The 16,931-nt window shown below is 66.0% G+C and carries 16 protein-coding genes; 8 read left to right on the top strand and 8 right to left on the bottom strand.

Annotated features, from left to right (window positions below):
- The first annotated feature begins 28 nt into the window (after positions 1-28).
- Positions 29-1,393 carry an amidohydrolase family protein gene (locus IT361_06770; protein ID MCC6317382.1) on the top strand — a complete coding sequence of 455 codons (1,365 nt, stop codon included), beginning with the start codon at positions 29-31 and terminating at the stop codon, positions 1,391-1,393.
- 55 nt (positions 1,394-1,448) lie between these two features.
- Here IT361_06770 and IT361_06765 read toward each other — a convergent pair whose 3' ends face one another.
- Positions 1,449-2,018 carry a Uma2 family endonuclease gene (locus IT361_06765; GenBank protein ID MCC6317381.1) on the bottom strand — a complete coding sequence of 190 codons (570 nt, stop codon included), beginning with the start codon at positions 2,016-2,018 and terminating at the stop codon, positions 1,449-1,451.
- A gap of 367 nt (positions 2,019-2,385) precedes the next feature.
- On the opposite strand from IT361_06765, the gene IT361_06760 reads away from it, so the two are divergent.
- Positions 2,386-3,342 carry a glycosyltransferase family 2 protein gene (locus tag IT361_06760; protein ID MCC6317380.1) on the top strand — a complete coding sequence of 319 codons (957 nt, stop codon included), beginning with the start codon at positions 2,386-2,388 and terminating at the stop codon, positions 3,340-3,342.
- Between the two features lie 200 nt (positions 3,343-3,542).
- Here IT361_06760 and nhaA read toward each other — a convergent pair whose 3' ends face one another.
- From nhaA to IT361_06740, 4 genes are all read right to left on the bottom strand, one after another.
- Positions 3,543-4,874: a Na+/H+ antiporter NhaA gene (gene nhaA / locus IT361_06755; protein MCC6317379.1), complete on the bottom strand. Its 1,332-nt coding sequence runs from the start codon at positions 4,872-4,874 to the stop codon at positions 3,543-3,545.
- 181 nt (positions 4,875-5,055) lie between these two features.
- The gene (locus tag IT361_06750) at positions 5,056-5,238 is read right to left on the bottom strand and encodes a hypothetical protein (protein ID MCC6317378.1); all 183 of its coding nucleotides are present in this window, start codon (positions 5,236-5,238) and stop codon (positions 5,056-5,058) included.
- A gap of 95 nt (positions 5,239-5,333) precedes the next feature.
- Entirely contained in the window at positions 5,334-6,608 is a 1,275-nt protein-coding gene (locus IT361_06745; protein ID MCC6317377.1) for a multicopper oxidase family protein, read from the bottom strand.
- A gap of 132 nt (positions 6,609-6,740) precedes the next feature.
- Positions 6,741-7,346 carry a hypothetical protein gene (locus IT361_06740; protein ID MCC6317376.1) on the bottom strand — a complete coding sequence of 202 codons (606 nt, stop codon included), beginning with the start codon at positions 7,344-7,346 and terminating at the stop codon, positions 6,741-6,743.
- A gap of 106 nt (positions 7,347-7,452) precedes the next feature.
- On the opposite strand from IT361_06740, the gene IT361_06735 reads away from it, so the two are divergent.
- On the top strand, positions 7,453-7,884 hold the full coding sequence (locus tag IT361_06735; GenBank protein MCC6317375.1) for a hypothetical protein: 432 nt from the start codon (positions 7,453-7,455) through the stop codon (positions 7,882-7,884).
- A gap of 120 nt (positions 7,885-8,004) precedes the next feature.
- Positions 8,005-8,619, top strand: coding sequence for a cyclase family protein (locus IT361_06730; protein ID MCC6317374.1), 615 nt, complete (start codon positions 8,005-8,007; stop codon positions 8,617-8,619).
- Here IT361_06730 and IT361_06725 read toward each other — a convergent pair.
- Both IT361_06725 and IT361_06720 read right to left on the bottom strand, forming a co-directional pair.
- The gene (locus IT361_06725) at positions 8,601-9,410 is read right to left on the bottom strand and encodes a helix-turn-helix domain-containing protein (protein MCC6317373.1); all 810 of its coding nucleotides are present in this window, start codon (positions 9,408-9,410) and stop codon (positions 8,601-8,603) included. The genes IT361_06730 and IT361_06725 overlap by 19 nt on opposite strands.
- A gap of 194 nt (positions 9,411-9,604) precedes the next feature.
- Positions 9,605-10,192, bottom strand: coding sequence for a hypothetical protein (locus IT361_06720; protein ID MCC6317372.1), 588 nt, complete (start codon positions 10,190-10,192; stop codon positions 9,605-9,607).
- 26 nt (positions 10,193-10,218) lie between these two features.
- Between IT361_06720 and IT361_06715 the strand changes: the two genes are divergently transcribed.
- The 3 genes from IT361_06715 (at position 10,219) to IT361_06705 (ending at position 13,686) form a co-directional block, all read left to right on the top strand.
- A complete protein-coding gene (locus IT361_06715; GenBank protein MCC6317371.1) occupies positions 10,219-11,640 on the top strand; it encodes a hypothetical protein in 1,422 nt (473 codons plus the stop codon).
- 383 nt (positions 11,641-12,023) lie between these two features.
- Positions 12,024-12,467 carry a nuclear transport factor 2 family protein gene (locus IT361_06710; protein MCC6317370.1) on the top strand — a complete coding sequence of 148 codons (444 nt, stop codon included), beginning with the start codon at positions 12,024-12,026 and terminating at the stop codon, positions 12,465-12,467.
- Between the two features lie 292 nt (positions 12,468-12,759).
- On the top strand, positions 12,760-13,686 hold the full coding sequence (locus tag IT361_06705) for a sulfite exporter TauE/SafE family protein (GenBank protein ID MCC6317369.1): 927 nt from the start codon (positions 12,760-12,762) through the stop codon (positions 13,684-13,686).
- On the opposite strand, the gene IT361_06700 is transcribed toward IT361_06705, so the two are convergent.
- Positions 13,676-15,790, bottom strand: coding sequence for a S9 family peptidase (locus tag IT361_06700; protein MCC6317368.1), 2,115 nt, complete (start codon positions 15,788-15,790; stop codon positions 13,676-13,678). The genes IT361_06705 and IT361_06700 overlap by 11 nt on opposite strands.
- Before the next feature lie 249 nt (positions 15,791-16,039).
- Here IT361_06700 and IT361_06695 point away from each other — a divergent pair, with 249 nt between their 5' ends.
- On the top strand, positions 16,040-16,852 hold the full coding sequence (locus tag IT361_06695) for a substrate-binding domain-containing protein (protein MCC6317367.1): 813 nt from the start codon (positions 16,040-16,042) through the stop codon (positions 16,850-16,852).
- Positions 16,853-16,931 lie beyond the last annotated feature (79 nt).

Genomic DNA, 16,931 nt, shown 5'->3' with positions numbered 1-16,931 from the left:
CTGCACCCTTCCTTCAGCTATCCAGACGATGCGAACCATGATCGGAACGGCGCGACGCGCCACCCTGGGCCTGGCGATGGCGGGTGCCGGACTCCTGCTCCCCGGTTCGTCGCGCGCACAGGTGCGCATGACCGTGCCCCCGCAGTCGACGCCGGTGGTGCTCAAGGGCGCAACCCTGCACACCGTCACCAGGGGCACGATCCAGAACGGCACGATCGTGCTCGAACGCGGCAAGATCACCGCGATCGGTGGGCCGGAGGTGGCGACGCCACGCGGGGCGAAGGTGGTCGATGTGAGCGGCAAGCACATCTACCCCGGTCTCGTGGATGCGTACAGCACGGTGGGCATCACCGAGATTGGCGCGGTGGACGTCTCCAACGACATCCGGGAAACCGGTGACTTCAACCCCAACGTGCGTGCCGAGATCGGCGTGAACGCGGAGAGCCGTCACATCGGCACGACGCGGTCGGCGGGCGTGCTCGTGGCGTTCAGCACGCCGGAGGGCGGTGTGATCTCCGGGTTGTCGAGCGCGATGTCGCTCGAGGGCTGGACGTGGGAAGAGATGTCGATGAAGGGTGCGGCCGCGCTCAACGTGCGGTGGCCCGATCCGAATTCCACGGGCCGCGCGCGCTTTGGCGGCGGTGGTCCCGGCGGCCGGCCTGCAGGCCCGCCGCCAAAGAGCTACGCCGAGCAGGTGCAGCAGATCAAGGATTGGTTCTCGGAGGCGCGCGCGTACCGCGATGCGATCAAGACGGGCCAATCAGTGCGCACCGACACGCGTTATGCGGCGATGATTCCCGCGCTGGACAAGGCGATCCCCGTCGTGGTGGCCGCCGATGGCGCCGCGCAGATCAACGACGCCATCACGTGGGCAAAGCAGGAACAGGTGAAGCTGGTGATCCGCGGTGGGCGCGACGCGCTGTTCGTCGCCGATCGTCTAAAGGCCGAAAACGTGCCGGTGATCCTCACGAGCACCATGGCGGCGCCGGACCGGCAGTACGAGGGCTACGACAATGCGTACGCCACGCCGGGCAAGCTGCACGCCGCCGGTGTGAAGTTCGCCATCTCCGGTGGCTCGGGTGGACTGTACAGCAATCGTCTGCCGTGGGAAGCCGGCGTGGCGGTCGCGTTCGGCCTTCCTGAGGACGAGGCACTCAAGGCGGTGACGATCAACGCCGCGGAGTTCATGGGCGTCGCGGACAAGGTCGGATCGCTGGAGGTGGGCAAGGAGGGAACGCTGCTCATCACCACGGGCACGCCGCTGGACATGACGAGCGACATCATTCAGTCCTATATCCAGGGCCGCGAGATCAACATGATGGACATCCACAAGTGGTTCTTCCAGAAGTACATGGAGAAGATCAAGCAGCAGCAGCCGAAGATCGTGCCGTAACGTCGGCTGCTTGTGGATGAATGGCGGGCACCGGCGCAGGTCGGTGCCCGTTTCGCTACAAGCCCAATTGACTCTCGATCGACACGAAGAGCTCGTTCAGCTCCATCGAGAACACCTCGCCCACTCCCGCGGGCGCCCAAACGAGGCGCTCGCGCTCGACCACAGGCGCCTCTGCCTCGGGCGTCCAGATTTCCGCTGTGCGGCTGCGCGGATCGATCACCCAGTACAGGGCAACGTTGCGATCCTGGTAGACGCGGCGCTTGTCGAATCGATCGTACGTGCGAGTCGCTGGACTCAGGATCTCCGCGACGAGAGGGACGTGTCGCACCTCCTCCCACCCGCGCGCATGCCGATCCGCGGCGCCCATCACAAAGATGTCAGGCTGTACCAGGACGTCGCGTCGGCCCCACGTGAGATCGGCGATCACGCCGAACGCCTCGCCGAGCCCGTGACGATCACAGAAAACGTGAAGCGCCATCGCGAGTTTCCTGACAATGCGCTCGTGCTGCAAGGTGGGCGCGGGACTCACCAGCAGCCTGCCGTACACGAGTTCATACCTCTGACCGTCGCTCGGGATGGCGAGGACGTCGTCGACCGTGTGGAACCCGAGATCGTGCGCTGGCATGCCCATAGACTCGGCTCGGCGGGACTGGATCCGCAAGTGGGTGGAGGAGGCCCGACCATGTCCAATGTTGCGCTGCCCACCGTGGAGCAGCGTCACCATTCCGCCTCGGGTTGTATCCAGTTCGTGCGTTTGGGTTCGCCCGCGCATATCCAGCCCCGCTGGGTTCGGGCGCCTGGACGCCTGGCGTGCCCACCACGTCCACGGGTCCGCTGGAACGAGCGCACGCGTGCATCGTCCTGTTGTCGGGCACCGGGCGCGAGCATACTACCCTGGCACCGTGCGCAGGCTGCGACACGTGCATCGCTCGACGCCCGGTCGACCTGCCTCGCGCCGAATCCGGTCCCGCCGTCCACTCGTCCGTCGTGACATGATCTCGCTCGTCGTTCCTGCCTACAACGAAGAAGACGGTCTCGAGGAGCTGTATCGCCGCGTGTCCGCCGCGTCGACCAGCTGGGGCGAGGCGTGGGAACTCGTCATCATCGACGACGGAAGCCGCGACCGCACGCTGGAGATTCTCGAACGGCTCGCGGACAAGGACCCGCGCGTGAAGGTCGTCTCGCTGAGTCGCAACTTCGGTCACCAGGCCGCGGTCACCGCGGGCCTGCAGCACGCCGGCGGCAGCATCGTCTGCGTGATGGACGCCGACCTGCAGGATCCACCCGAGGAGCTGCTCCCGTTCATCGAGAAGATCCGCGAGGGCCACGACGTGGTCTACGCGATCCGCACGAAGCGCAAGGAAGGACTGTTCAAGCGCATCGCGTACCACACCTACTATCGCCTGCTCAAGCGACTTGCCACGCTCGACATTCCGCTGGACTCGGGCGACTTCTGCGTGATGCGCGGCGAAGTGGTCGACGCAATCAATGGCCTGCCGGAGCGCAATCGCTTCGTGCGCGGCTTGCGCACGTGGGTCGGGTTCCGCCAGACCGGCCTCGCCTACGAACGCGCGGCGCGATTCGCCGGGGAGCCCAAGTACACGCTGCGCAAGCTGTTCAAGCTCGCCGGCGACGGCATCGTGAACTTCAGCTATCGACCGCTGCAGGCGATCATGCTGCTCGGATTCTTTGTGGGCACGGTGGCGGTGGCGCTAGGTCTCGTAGTGCTCGCCCAGTACATCGGCAACTTCCCGATCCTGGGCTACAACCCGCGTGAGGCACGAGGGTGGACCTCGCTCATCCTCGTGCTCCTGTTTTCGTCGGCCGTCCAGCTGTTTTGCCTCGGCATCCTTGGTGAGTACCTCGGCCGGCTGTTCGAGGAGACCAAGCGCCGCCCCGTGTACCTGGTGAAGAAGCGCATCGGTATCTCGGAGCGTTCAGCGGCGTAGGCGCCCTTCCGGGGAGATGCGCGCACGGGCTGTGGATGACCGTGCTGGTCACACGCCGGCAGAAAGGCCGTGGCGCTCGACCGGTGCGAGGTGGCGCATGACCTTGTCGTCGCTCTTGCCGCTCGCGCGCGACGCCGAGGATGGCGACGATGGCGACGTCGCTGGCCACGCCGATCAGCTGCTGGCGACCCCGCGGCTTCCTACGCCCGCTGGCGTCGCAGCATGAGGTAGCCAGCGACGCCGCTCAGTGTCGAGGCGATGAGGATGCCGATCTTGGCGTCTTCGTTGAGGTCCGCGCTGTCGTACGCGAGCCCGGCGATGAAGAGCGACATGGTGAAGCCGATGCCGCCCACCATGGCAGCGCCTCGCATGTGTCTCCAGGTCACGCCCGCGGGTAGCGCCGCAAGCCTGAGCCGCGTCCCGATCCACGCGAAGACCGAGATCCCGACGACCTTGCCGATGAAGAGGCCGAGGATGACGCCCCAGGTCACCGGCGTGCGAAGCGCCTGGCCCACGGCGCCAAGTGTCACGCCGGCGTTCGCCAGGGCAAACAGGGGCATGAGGCCGTACGACACCACGCTGTTCAGGGCGTGCTCGATGCGGAGGAGCGGTGCATTCGCCCGAGAGGCGGCCAGGTCGAGTGCGAACATCGCGTCCTGCTGCCCTCGGTTGGTGATGACACGCCCATCGCCGGTCTCGTGTCGATCGAAGTCGTCGAGCAGCGAACGCGCCTGCGCCGAAAATGCCGAAGAACCCATGGTGGCGAACGCGGGCACCGTCATCGCGAGGAGCACGCCGGCTATCGTCGCGTGGACGCCGGATTGCAGGACGAAGTACCAGAGCACCACACCGAAGGCGAGGTATGGCCAGATCGCCATCACGCGTGCGCGGTTCAACGCGACGAGCACCGCGAACGTGAGGCCCGCACCTGCCAGCGCCGCGCCATTCAGCGCTGAGGTATAGAACAGCGCGATGACGAGCACCGCGCCCAGGTCGTCGACGATGGCGAGCGCGGTGAGAAAGACCTTGAGCCCGACCGGAACGCGCGGTCCGAGGATCGTCATGATGCCGAGCGCGAAGGCAATGTCGGTCGCCATGGGCACGCCCCAGCCGTGAGCACCCGGCCCGCCGGCATTGAGGGCTGTGTAGAGCAATGCCGGCACGATCATCCCGCCGAGTGCCCCGGCGATCGGGAGCGCCGCCTGACGAGGCGATGCCAGTTCGCCGACCAGGAGTTCGCGTTTGATCTCGAGCCCAACCACCAGGAAGAACACGGCCATGAGGCCGTCATTGATCCAATGGTGGAGCGACATGCGCATCGGGCTGTCGGCCGGTCCGATGGCAAGTTGGACCTCCCACAATTGGTGGTAGGTGGCGGCCCACGGGGAGTTGGCCCAGACGAGGGCGACGATGGTGGTGGCCATGAGCGCGATGCCGCCCAGGGCACCGGTGCGGGCAAATTCGGCGAAGGGCGCCACGAGACGCGCTCGGAGCGCGGTCCGTGCCGATGCCCGAGGGGGCGGCTGGCTCATCAGGTGGCAAGGTAGGTCGCGGAAGGGGGCAAAGCGACACCCGGCGGTATGATCTCCGGCGGAGCGAAGCGCAGGCCCCAGCGCCGGAAACGCCAATCAATCGGGGGTCACCGAGGGTTCGCCACCCTTCCTCACCAGGCATGGCGCGATCTTGGTCACTGCGGGTTCCTTCGATGAGACGTCACGCGAGGCAGGGTTCCGGCCCCGCATGCATCATCGCGGCGCCGCGGGCAAGGGCGAGGCCGTCGGCGAGCGACGAGATCGCCGCAGCCTGCGATTCTACCGGTGCATCAACAATCCGCTCTGCCGTGCACGGACGGCGGCCGTGAAACCGATCCCCGCTTGCCCACAGGGCGTCGAACATGCCTTGGTCGAGGCCACCGGCCGCTCCGATGACTGCAACGTGACGAGGCAGCTGGCGCGACTCCACTGCTGCGGAGGCTCTGCGGAGTTGCGATGTCATGACGGTTCCTGCTGTGCGCGATCGTCACGAACGACCTCGAAATGCGACATCATTCCGGCTGCGTGATGTTCGAGGATATGGCAGTGGTACATCCATCCGCCGGGCCTGTCGTCAGGCAGCCACGCGAGGCGCACGCTACCCCAGGCCGACACATTCACCGTGTCTTCCCATGAGAGTTTGTCGGTCGGTTTGCCGTTCACGGCGAGGATCTGAAAGAAGTACCCGTGCAGGTGGAACGGATGGTGAACCGGCGAACGATTGACGACGTCCCAGACCTGCAGATCGCCAATGCGGACCGGTTCCGCGTGATCATGTTGCTTGTGGTCGATGTTGAACTCGACGCCGTGTTTCGTCCCGAGTCCGAAGCCGAGTCGTATGGTGCGATTCGGCGTGACCGGGCCCCTCACCAGCGGCTCGATCTCTCGCAACCGTCCGGGAAGCTGTGTCATCGATGGCGCCGGAGCCCCAATACGCACGGTCGCGAATAGTTCAGGCTTCCTGTGCGCCTTGAACGAGCCACGATTGAAGGGGAGCGCCTCAATCCGTAGTGTCTCTCCCTTGGCGAATGGGCCGACGACAAGTTCAGTGCGATTCGCTGGGACAAGGAGCACTTCGGTCGCCGCAACAGGCGAAGGAATGAAGCCGCCACCGGTGCCGATGATTCTGAATGGCCGACCACCCACTGACAGTCGCACATAACGAGCGCTCGCAGCATTCACAAAGCGCCACCGTTCGATCTGCCCTGCTGCCATCCGGATCTCTGGTTGCTGTCTGCCGTTGACAAGGCGCGTGCTTCCTTCTCGGCCATCGTGTGACTCGATCCACCAGCCGGGTGACTTGATCTCGCCGTCCCTCTCAAGCTCGACGTCGTCCAGCACGAACGTACGATCGGCGTCGAACACCGGCTCATCCGCAGCGCGCACGATCAGCGCGCCGTACAGACCACGCTCCAGCTGCACCGTCTCGTTGAAGTGCGAGTGGTACCAGAACGTGCCCGCGTCTGGGACGCGAAACCGGTAGGTGAAGGTCTCCCCGGGCGCGATTGGGTTCTGCGTCCGCTCCGTCCCGTCCATCACGGCCGGGATCCGCAGTCCGTGCCAGTGTACGACCGTCGGTTCGGGGAGGTGGTTGATGACGCGAATCTCGAGGACGTCGCCAACCTGGGCCTCGATCGTCGGGCCAGGAACCTGGCCGCCAAACGCCCAGGCACGCGTCCGCTGCCCCGGCACGAACTCCCAGTCGATCTCCCGCGCCTCGAGGTCTACTCGCATGACCGACCTTCCTTCGTCAGCCCGCGCGGACTCATAGGCCTGCATGTACTCGTCGTCTGACGGCGTGCTGTTTCCGTGCCGATGGGAATCCATGGAAGTCTCCGGTTCGCGAAGGAGGGTGATCAGCGAGAACTACAGGCCGACGGCGAAGCGCAGGCCGACGAACGTTGAGCTGAATTCTGAGATCCCACCCCGCTCCTTTTCGCCGAAGATGTTGACTCGCTTCGCGAACAAACCGGCCTCGCTCCGACCGAACCTGCGGCCGACATCAACCGACGGCGCCACGAACAGGCCATTGCCCTTGTAGTACGACCCGGCCGTTGCCCCTTGGGCAGGCTCGGAGCCCTGGCGCGACATCGCGTTTACGATCACTCCACCCATGTGCAGGCCGCCCGAAACGAACCACGACTTGCCGTACGACAGTTCAATGACCGGACCGGCAGCCTGGTAGTTCATCGTCGTCGCCGCAGTCTGGTCCGAGTTGGAGACGAGTGTCTCGATGCCAATGCGCAGGAACGGCCGCACCTTGATGAGAAAGAAGAACCCCGACATGTGCGGACCCTTTGGGCCATCGGGTGCCAGATCCCCAAACGCGGGGTCCAGGCCAGACAGTTCCATCGTGCCGACGATCAGGGCCGACCGAATCCCCACGACGTACTTTCGATCGACATCCTGGGCCGCTGCCTGTGCAGCCACGGTGGCTACCAGGAGACCAGTCAGTGCAAGTGCTCTTACCACGTGTCACCTCGCTGTTGGAGTGTGGAGTCAGGATCGCTCCGCGAGGTCCCGGATGATTGAACAAAGGGGCTGACTACTGCCGCCCGCTCACCGTACCATTGGGGCCATGCCGTTTCTCATAGGGACCGGGATTGCTCTGGCGGTCGGGGTGTTCGGAACGATCACCGAGCTCGATAGGGAACGCGCGTTCTATCCGACGGCGCTTGTTGTCATCGCGTCGTACTACATACTGTTTGCCGCGATGGCTGGCTCACGCTCAGCCCTCGGCCCGGAGCTTCTCCTCTTTTCGCTTTTTGCGGCGATGGCGGCCTTGGGATTCCGGCACGACCTCCGGATCGTGATCGCCGGTCTCGTTGCCCACGCGATGCTGGACTACTTCCACGGCGGGATCATATCGAATCCTGGTGTCCCGTCCTGGTGGCCGGCCTGGTGTGCCGGCTACGACGTCGCGGCACCAGCCTACCTCGCGGTTCTCATCTGGCGAGGGCGGGTTCCGGCACGTCCAATCGGCCGCGACCAGGTGAGACCGAAGACGTAGCCCCTCCGTTCAAGCCCCGCGCATCGGTCCTTGGCGTTCGTTCCTGCACGCCAACACGCGGAGGACGCAGTGAGCACACGACAGCGACTGGTCGATGTCAGTCACGTCATTGAGGACGGGATGGTGACCTACCGAGGACTCCCCGCGCCGATCGTCTGTGATTGGCGCAGCCGCGAGGAGTCGCGCGCGATCCATGATGGCGCCGAGTTCCAGATCGGGAAGGTGGAGATGGTCGCGAATACGGGCACGTATGTCGACAGCCCCTTCCATCGTTACGCGGACGGAAATGACTTGTCGGAACTGCCGCTCGAGTCAGTGGCGAATCTTGCCTGCGTTGTGGTGCGCATCGACCCAGCCAGAGGACCCGCGATCAACGAGATGACGCTGTCGGACCGTGAAGTCAGCGGCAAGGCCGTTCTTTTCCACACGGGGTGGGATCGGCTCTGGCGCACGGACGCCTACTTCGAGTCGCACCCCCACCTCACCGCGCGCCTGGCTGAACGACTGGCGAAAGCAGGCGCAACGCTCGTCGGGATCGACTCCATGAACATCGATAGCACCGCAACCGGCACGAGGCCAGTGCACACGATTCTGTTAGGCAGGGAGATCCCGATCGTCGAGCATCTGTGCGGGCTCGCCGCGGTTCCGCCGAGCGGCGGCCGCTTCTCAGCGGTGCCGGTAAAGGTGAAAGGGTGCGGAACGTTCCCGGTGCGAGCCTATGTCGACTTGGGGTGAGACTCCGCAAGCATCGCCTTCGGGTCTGGTGTCGCGAGAAGCTGAATCCCGGACGGAGCAAAGCCGAATGCCTTCACGGACGTCCGGGTCAGGTGCGCGGCGTCAGCGAAGCCGGCGGCGTGCGCAGCTTCGGAGAGGTTTCTGCCATTCATGAGCAGCTCCCAAACGAGGAGAAACCGCCTCCATAGGATGTACGGCCGCAACCCCATGCCCGTCTGCTCCCCGAACACGTGACGGAACCGGCTTGGCGACAGACAGGCGTACGACGCGACTTCATTGAGTGTGATTGCGCGGTCGAGATGCTGGTTGATGTAAACGATGGCACTCATGATGCGCGGATCGGTCACGTCGGCGCTGTCGACGGTGGCGCCCAGCGTTGTCACGAGTCGGCGCGCGTTCGCCACCGTCTCATCCTTTCGTTCGTGAAGCCACGCGCCGAACATGGCGTCCGAGATCTCGCGCAAAGCAGAGGTGCCGACCTCGGTGATGCCGCTGGCGCACCGTTGCGTAATGGCGCGACCATTGCGGGTCTCGGGCTCAACGAAGATGACGGCACCGTAGTCTGAGGCGGTGACGTCTATGGAGTGCGGCTGGCGCGTCCCTATAGCGGCGATGGAGTAGGTCGCCCAGGGCTCACGGTCACTCGCGCGCACCTTGTGATCGCCCGCTGACGCCACCACAAACTGCATTGACTGGTGGGCGTGGAGCGGGAGCGGCCGATCATGATGTCCGATGAAGAGGCATCCTCCTTCCCACGCGAAGAACTGCCCCACGCCTATGCGCTTGGTCATCGCGGCGAAGGTACGCTGGGCTCGGCGCCGCCGTCAGTAGTCGAATCAGCCACGCGTGAGGCGGAATGAACTCCGCGGGAGCGGAAGGGTTGCTGCACCTCGACGCTGTCGTTCTCGCGCACTAGTCTGGGCGTGCGAGAGACCGCGTTCGCAGAGTTGCCTTCAAACCCCGCACCGACGGCAACCAGCGAACGTCAGGCGGCGCGGGCATGCCCTTCGTTGCGAAACCACCTGGCAAAGCCAACGGCTGTCGCTGGGAGGAATACCGCGGATCCCAGAACACCGATCATCTGCAGCCGCATCTTGCCGACGGCAGCACCAACGAGTCCGATCAGGCACAGGGCACCGGTGATCACGACCAGGCGGCGCAACAGGGGTGGCGCTCGCATCGGATCCAACGCGACAGCTACAAAGATCTGAGAGATGCATAGGAAGAAGTCCCATGCCAACAGCTCGACCGCGTAGGGAGCGGATGGCCATACCAGGCCGTGGGAGCCGAGCTGACGACCAGCCGTAAGCTCGACGAGATGCACACCACAGGTCGTGCCGGCAAACATCACGCTGAAGGCCAGGCCGAGAATCCCCCACGCGCGCCTCTCGACCGGAACGACAAGGAGAACCGCAGTCGTCAACAGTACGAGCGGCAGCGCGGAAGCCACGGTCAGCAGCTCCATCACGGCAAGAAGCGGGTCGCCGATGGGCTCATCTGAGCGGCCTGCGGGTGCAGGCTTGTGACGATCAGCCGGGTCAGACTGTCTGGCGTATATCTTGCGCATGAACACACGCTAAACCGCCACCCGAGACCCAAATGATCCGCTGGTCAGGCGTCCGCACGCTCCCACTCCTCGTCGTCCTCGCCGCTGCCTGCGCGGACGAGGACGCCAATACCCTAAGCCCGACGCCACCGGAATCCGGGGTGCTGACGGACGCGCAGGTCGATGGAGCGCTTTCTCGCGTGCTCGCCTCTCACGGCTTCTCCGGTCGGATCAGTGAGCGCCTCACGCAACGCCTGGGTCGTCCGCTGAACACGGCGCTCTCGGACGTGGGTCGCCTGCTCTTCTTCGACCCGTTGCTGGGGCTCAACAACGACAACTCGTGCGCCGGCTGCCACGCCCCGCAGCACGGCTTTGGCGATTCGCAGTCCATCGCGATCGGGATCCAGAACAATGGGATGGTGGGTCCGGGCCGCACGGGCCCGCGCAACCAGCGGCGCACACCCCACCTGCTCAACGCCGCCTTTTACCCGGCGCTGATGTGGAACTCGCGGTTCCTCGCACGTTCCGGGAACCCATTCGACAACTCGTCGTCGTTTGTCTTCCCGGACCCCGAGGGCACCTCGCTGTCGGGTCTGCCGCACCTCCTCACCGCTCAGGCGTTCATCCCGCCCACCGAGCGCGTGGAGATGGCGGGGTTCGACTTTGTCGGTGACAACGATGCCATCCGCGCCGAGGTGACTCGACGAATCAATCAGGTCTCGGACTACAAGGCGCGCTTTGGTCAGGTGTACGAGACCGTGCGCGCCGGTCAGAACATCACCTATGAACACGTCGGCCACGCCATCGCCGAGTTCACGTTCTCGCTCAACTTCGCCAACGCGCCGATCGACCAGTTCGCGCGCGGATCAACGGGCGCCATGTCGCTGGCGCAGAAGCGCGGCGCCCTCCTGTTCTTCGGCAAGGCCGGTTGCGTGGGCTGCCACGCCGTGGCGGGTCAATCGAACGAGATGTTCTCCGACTTCCGTCCCCATGTGGTCGCCTGGCCGCAGGTCATGCCGGCGAACGCCAACGTTACTTACGATGGCGATGGCGCAAACGAAGACTTCGGCCTCGAGCAGGTGACGCGCAACCCGTCGGATCGCTACGCGTTCCGTACCTCGCCGCTGCGCAACATCTCCCTGCAATCTGCGTTTGGTCACAACGGCGCGTACACCCGCCTCGAGGATGCGATTCGTCATCACCTCGATGCCACGCGCTGGGCCGCGTCATACAGCCCGGCCACGGCCGGCGTCGCCGCAGACCTGCGGGGCCCGATGCCGCCGAGCCAGCCGGTGATTGATCGACTGGATGCCCGGCTACGCACGCCGATCGCGCTCTCGACGGAGGAGTTCCAGCAGCTCGTGGAGTTCGTTCGAACCGGCTTGCTCGACCCGAAGTCGGCCCCGGCCGAGCTGCGCAAACTGATTCCCGCAACGCTGCCAAGCGGAAAGACGCCGCACACCTTCCAGCCGTAGCGCGGTGCCGGAGTTTGCCAGTACACGAGGCGCCACCCGATTTCGCGTGGCGCCTCTTGTTCGCGCGGTTCGAACGCGCGGGGTGCGGCCGGGAGGGTGGTTCCAGGGAGGCAGACTACCCCACCTCACACCGCTACAAGAAGTCAGCGATCCCTGCGACGTACTCGACGTCCTCGCGGCGCCACCGGGACCCTTACGGTGCTCCACATAGAAGGCCTTCGTCAGGATGGTGTCGCGCGTACCGCTCCGCTCGCAATGGCCCGCGGAAGGCAAGGGACGGCACGCACCGGTGAGCTTTGCTCGCGGGGTGCCCCGCATGAGCTGCGTCGTGGCATTCCGTGGCCGGGATGCATAGCGTTCGAGGCCTCGGACCCAGGCGGCCCATGCGCTCATACCTGACACGCTTCGCTGTTGCGGCGGTCGTCGCGACCACGGCGATCTCGCCACCAGCCGCCGCGCAAACCGCGGCCGAGTCCGCGCTCCTGCGCCTCGCACGCTGGCATTTCGAGGCCGACTTCAAGGCGGATCGCACCGCGCTCGACACCTTGCTGGCCGACGACCTCTCGTATGGCCGATCGAGCGGTGCGCTGCACACCAAGGCCCAGGTCCTTGCGCTCGTCGGTGCCAGCGGGCCCTTCGCGCTCGACTACTCCACGCCGGACTCGTTGGTGGCGCGCGCGTACGACGACGCTGGCGTCGTTACCGGGCGCCTCACGGTCAAACTCACGGCGCAGCCGGCTCCATACACCCTTCGCTTCACCGAGACGTGGGTACGGCGCGGTGGGCGCTGGCAACTCGTGGCGTTCCAGGCCACCAGGTTGCCGTGACGCTCGCGACTGTGTGCGGCGCTTCCACGGCTGACCGCGCACTGTTGGTGGCAACACGGCGGCGCGCTGACGGCGCATACCTGCGTGACCCGGTAAGATGACAGCGTCGTTCTCGATGCCACGCTTCGGGTAGCGCTGATAGGTGGAGCAGGACAATCTTGCGCCTTGACCGGGAGATTGTTGGTGACGGCGTGCCACCCGCGGCGATCGGCCCTGGCCCTTGGCGTCGGCCCTAGCCCTTCGCATTGACGGCGCCCATACTCCCGCGCCTCCTACCCGGACCCCCTTCTCCATGCAGGATTCGACCGCCCAGGCCGCCGCGACCCACGGCCCGGACATCGCCAAGTACGCTCTCCTCGGCCTGCTCGCGCTCGTCGCGCTCTACTACATCGTCGCCTTCGCACGCGCGATCGCGGCCCAGCGCGCGTCCGGCTCCTCGGACGGTAAACCGACGGCGCTCGGCCTCGGGCTCGGGTTCGTCACGAACTTCTTCGACACCCTGGGCATCGGATCCTTTGCGCCAACCACGTCGGCGTTCCGGTTTCTCAGGATGGTCCCGGACGAAAAGATCCCGGGCACGCTGAACGTTGGACACACGCTGCCCACGATCGCCCAGACGTTCATCTTCACCACGGTCGTGCCGGTGGAGTCCAAGACGCTGATCCTGATGATCGTCGCCGCGGTCCTGGGCTCGTGGCTCGGCGCTGGCGTGGTCTCAGGACTGTCCCGCACCAAGATTCAGGTGGGAATGGGACTCGCGCTGCTCACCGCGGCGCTGCTGCTCGTTTCCTCGCTCCTCGGGCTGACGCCCGCCGGTGGTACCGCGCTCGGCGTGAGCGGTGGCCTGCTCGTGGCGGGACTCGTCGGCAACTTCATCCTCGGCGCGTTGATGACGCTCGGCATCGGCCTCTATGCGCCGTGCCTGATCCTGGTGAGCATGCTCGGAATGAACGTGACCGCCGCGTTTCCGATCATGATGGGATCGTGCGCGTTCCTCATGCCCGTGGCGAGCACCAAGTTCATGAGGACCGGCGGGTTTGACGCCAAAGCGGCGCTGGGTCTCGCGCTCGGTGGCATCCCCGCCACATTGCTGGCAGCGTTCATCGTGAAGTCGCTCCCGCTCAACACGCTCAAGTGGGTGGTCGTCGTGGTGATCCTGTATACGGCCTTCACGCTGCTGCGCGCGGCCAGCACGTCCAAGCGCGACCTCACGGCCTGACGGCGCGAAACAGGAACTCCATCTCCTTCACGGCGATATCGATCGCCCCGGCGATCGCACGACCTCCGGCGTGGCCCGACCGGAGGTCGTGGTACAGGATGACCGGCTCTCCCGATGCCGTTGCCGCCTGCAGGCGCGCCGTGAACTTGCGAGCCTGCCAGGGAGGAACGCGGGTGTCGTTCATTCCCGTTTGCAGCATCACGCGCGGATAGCGCACGCCGTCCACGATGCGCTGGTAGGGCGAGTACTGTCGGATCGCTTCGAACTCTTCGCGTCGTGAGGCGTCGCCGTACTCGAGGAGCGCTGGCAGGTTGTTGTGCGTGACGAAGGTATTGAACCGCACCATGTCGAGGTCGGGCACGCCAACGAACGCGGCACGAAAGAGGTTGGGGCGCTGCGTGAGGGCGGCGCCCATCAGGAGACCGCCGTTGCTCACACCCCGGATGGCAAGGTGTGCGGCGCTCGTATAGCCGCTGTCGACGAGGAACTGCGCGGCCGCAATGAAGTCGTCGAAGACGTGCTGCTTGTTCTGCAGCATGCCATCCCGGTGCCAGGCCTCGCCGTATTCGTTGCCGCCGCGCAGGGTGGCCTGGGCGAAGACGCCGCCCTGCTCCACCCACCAGGCCGCGCGCGCATCGAACCGCGGCATGAGACTCACGGCGAAACCGCCGTAGCCACTCAGCAGGACTGGCGTTGTGGGGCCTGGCTGAAGGCCGCGCCGCATGAACAGGTACATCGGCGCCCGGCTCCCGCTCGTGGACGTGTACCACACCTGTCGCACCTCGAACGCCGCCGTGTCGAAGGGCACGCGCTGGCGTTCCCACAGGTCGCGCGCCCCGGTGGCAAGGTTCACCCGCCAGGTCTCGGTGGGATGCGCGAAGCGATTGAGTGTGAGCAGAGCCTCGCCCTTCCCAAACCCGCGAATACTGGCCGCCGCGTGCTCAGGGACCGGGACGTCACCGATCGCACGGCCACTGAGTTCGTGCACCGAAATGCGATGGCTGACGTCGTGGATCCAGGTGACGTAGAGTCGGTCCTCGATCACCGTGAACGCATCGAGCGTGTGCTCGCCCTGTGGCACGATGTCCACCCAGCGATCGGGCGACGGGTTGGCGAGGTCGACCTTCACGATGCGTCCACGCGGGGCCTGATGGTCGGTGCGCATGAACAGGGTGCCGCCCACGAACTGTGGGCTGGCGTGTGCCGAGATCCCCGGCGTGAGGTCGCGCACCTCGTGCGAACGCGTGTTCTGCAGGAAGACCTGGTTGCGCGCCCAGCCGTGGCTCACGACGTAGAGCCGGAACCGGCCACCGTCAACTGTCGACGCCGCGAGGAACGCGGTCGGGCCGTAGCCGGCGCCAAAGAGCACCGAATCGGCGCTCGCCGGTGTGCCAAACGCGTGGTACCTGAAGCGCGGGCCATCGATACGCGAACGATGCACGAAGTACAGCCCCTTCCCGTCTGGCGCGAGCGAAACTCCGGCGTAGAGTGCGGCGGGCAGGGAGTCGGGCAGCTCGTGCCCGGAGGTCAGATTCCGGATGTGCACCGACGTCTCGTCGGGGCCGCCGTCGCGCACCGAATACACGAGGAGCTTTCCATCGTTGGACACCGCTTCGATCGCCACGCTCGTCGTGCCGTCGCGTCGAAGGGCGAGCGGATCGACGAGCTGCTCGTACTGGCTGTCCGGTGCCACGCGGGTCGGCACCGCCGGCGCCCGGCGTCGATAGATGCCTGCTACCGGTTCGCCGATACGGCGCAGCGTGAAATACTCATATCCCGCCGCCACGCGCGTCGCGCTCACCGCTGGCACGTCCAGCAGTTCCGTGAGTCGCGTCCGGATCGAGTCGCGCCACGGGGACGCGGGCCCGAGGACGGAGTCGGCATGCTGTTCCTGCCTGGCGATCCACGCGAGTACTTCGGGCGACGACTGCTCTTCCAGCCACCGATAGGGGTCAATGATGGAGACGCCGTGCATCGTGTCGGTCACGATGGCCGTGCGCGTCTCGGGAGGTCGCCATTGCTCCCTGCCACCGCAGCCCCACAGGATGAGCGTCAGCGCAAGCAGGCGAGATCGGCGTGGTGCCGTCTGGCGTCGGTGTCGCATCGAAGCAGACATCTCGGGATTGGGGCGGCGAGGTGCGAGGGCACTGGGCAGGTCGGTCGCGCGTCGACAAGGGCGGCGCCCGGCCCGAGCTTCCCTGCTATTCTACGTGCGGCCCACGGGCCAGCAACGCTTGGCGTCGGCGATGGCTCCGCCCATTCCGATCGTCGAGACTGCGTGGCTCGCCTGTCCCCGAAGCTCCGGCCGGTCGAGGCCGATGCGGGCGAGGAAGCTCATTCACCCGGAGGCACGATGCGCCGTCACTGGTGGTTGATGGTCGCCGTGTTCGTACCGTTCTCGGTGCGCTCACAGGCACGCGATACCGTCCGCATCGATGGCTCCAACGGCGTGATGCCACTGGCGCGAGCGCTGGCCGCCGCTTTCCAGGAGGTCGATCCCTCCACGGTCGTCACGTTCGGCGACGGGCTCGGCAGCCGCGCGCGGATCGACGCACTCGCGCGTGGTGCGATCCAGATCGCCCTGGCCAGTCACGGCCTCGACACCGCCGCGCTGGCGCGCCAGAACATGACGGCGCATCGCGTGGCGGTCACGCCCGTCGTGTTCGCCGTGCATCCGATGGTAACCGTCAACGGCCTGACGTCGACGCAGATCTGTCAGGCGTTTGGCGGCACTGCCACGCGCTGGAATGCGTTCGGAGGCTCGGCGCTCGACGTGCTCCCGGTGCTGCGACCCGAGACCGAAGTGGACACCGAGGTGATCCGTGAGGGGATCGGCTGTCTGCGCGGACTTGCCGTCCCGCCTAACGTTGCCGTGGTCGAGACGACCGACGACATGGCGCGCGCCATCCGCTCACGCCCGGGAGCAATCGGCGTGACGACCAGCACGGTCGTTCAACAGGCCCTGGGCGCCATGCGCGCGATCAGCATCGACGGTGTGGCTCCCACCGTCACCGAGGTGACGGCGGGGCGCTATCGGCTCGTTCGACCGGCGTTCCTTGTGACGGGCCCGCGTGCCACACCGGCGGTGCAGCGCTTTGTGTCGTTCGCGCGCAGCACCACAGGGCAGCGAGTGATTGTCAGCGCGGGCGCGTTGCCGGTCCCCTGATCGCGCGCACGGCCGGCTGTCGTCCTGCGGAGCCGCGCCAGTTCCCGCTTGCGGGGGAGCACCCGACGCGTGAGCGGGT

It is taken from the genome of Gemmatimonadaceae bacterium (assembly GCA_020846935.1).
Lineage (GTDB): Bacteria > Gemmatimonadota > Gemmatimonadetes > Gemmatimonadales > Gemmatimonadaceae > RBC101.
Note: the sequence above shows the minus strand (reverse complement) of the source record. Positions and strands in the feature narration are given on the sequence as shown.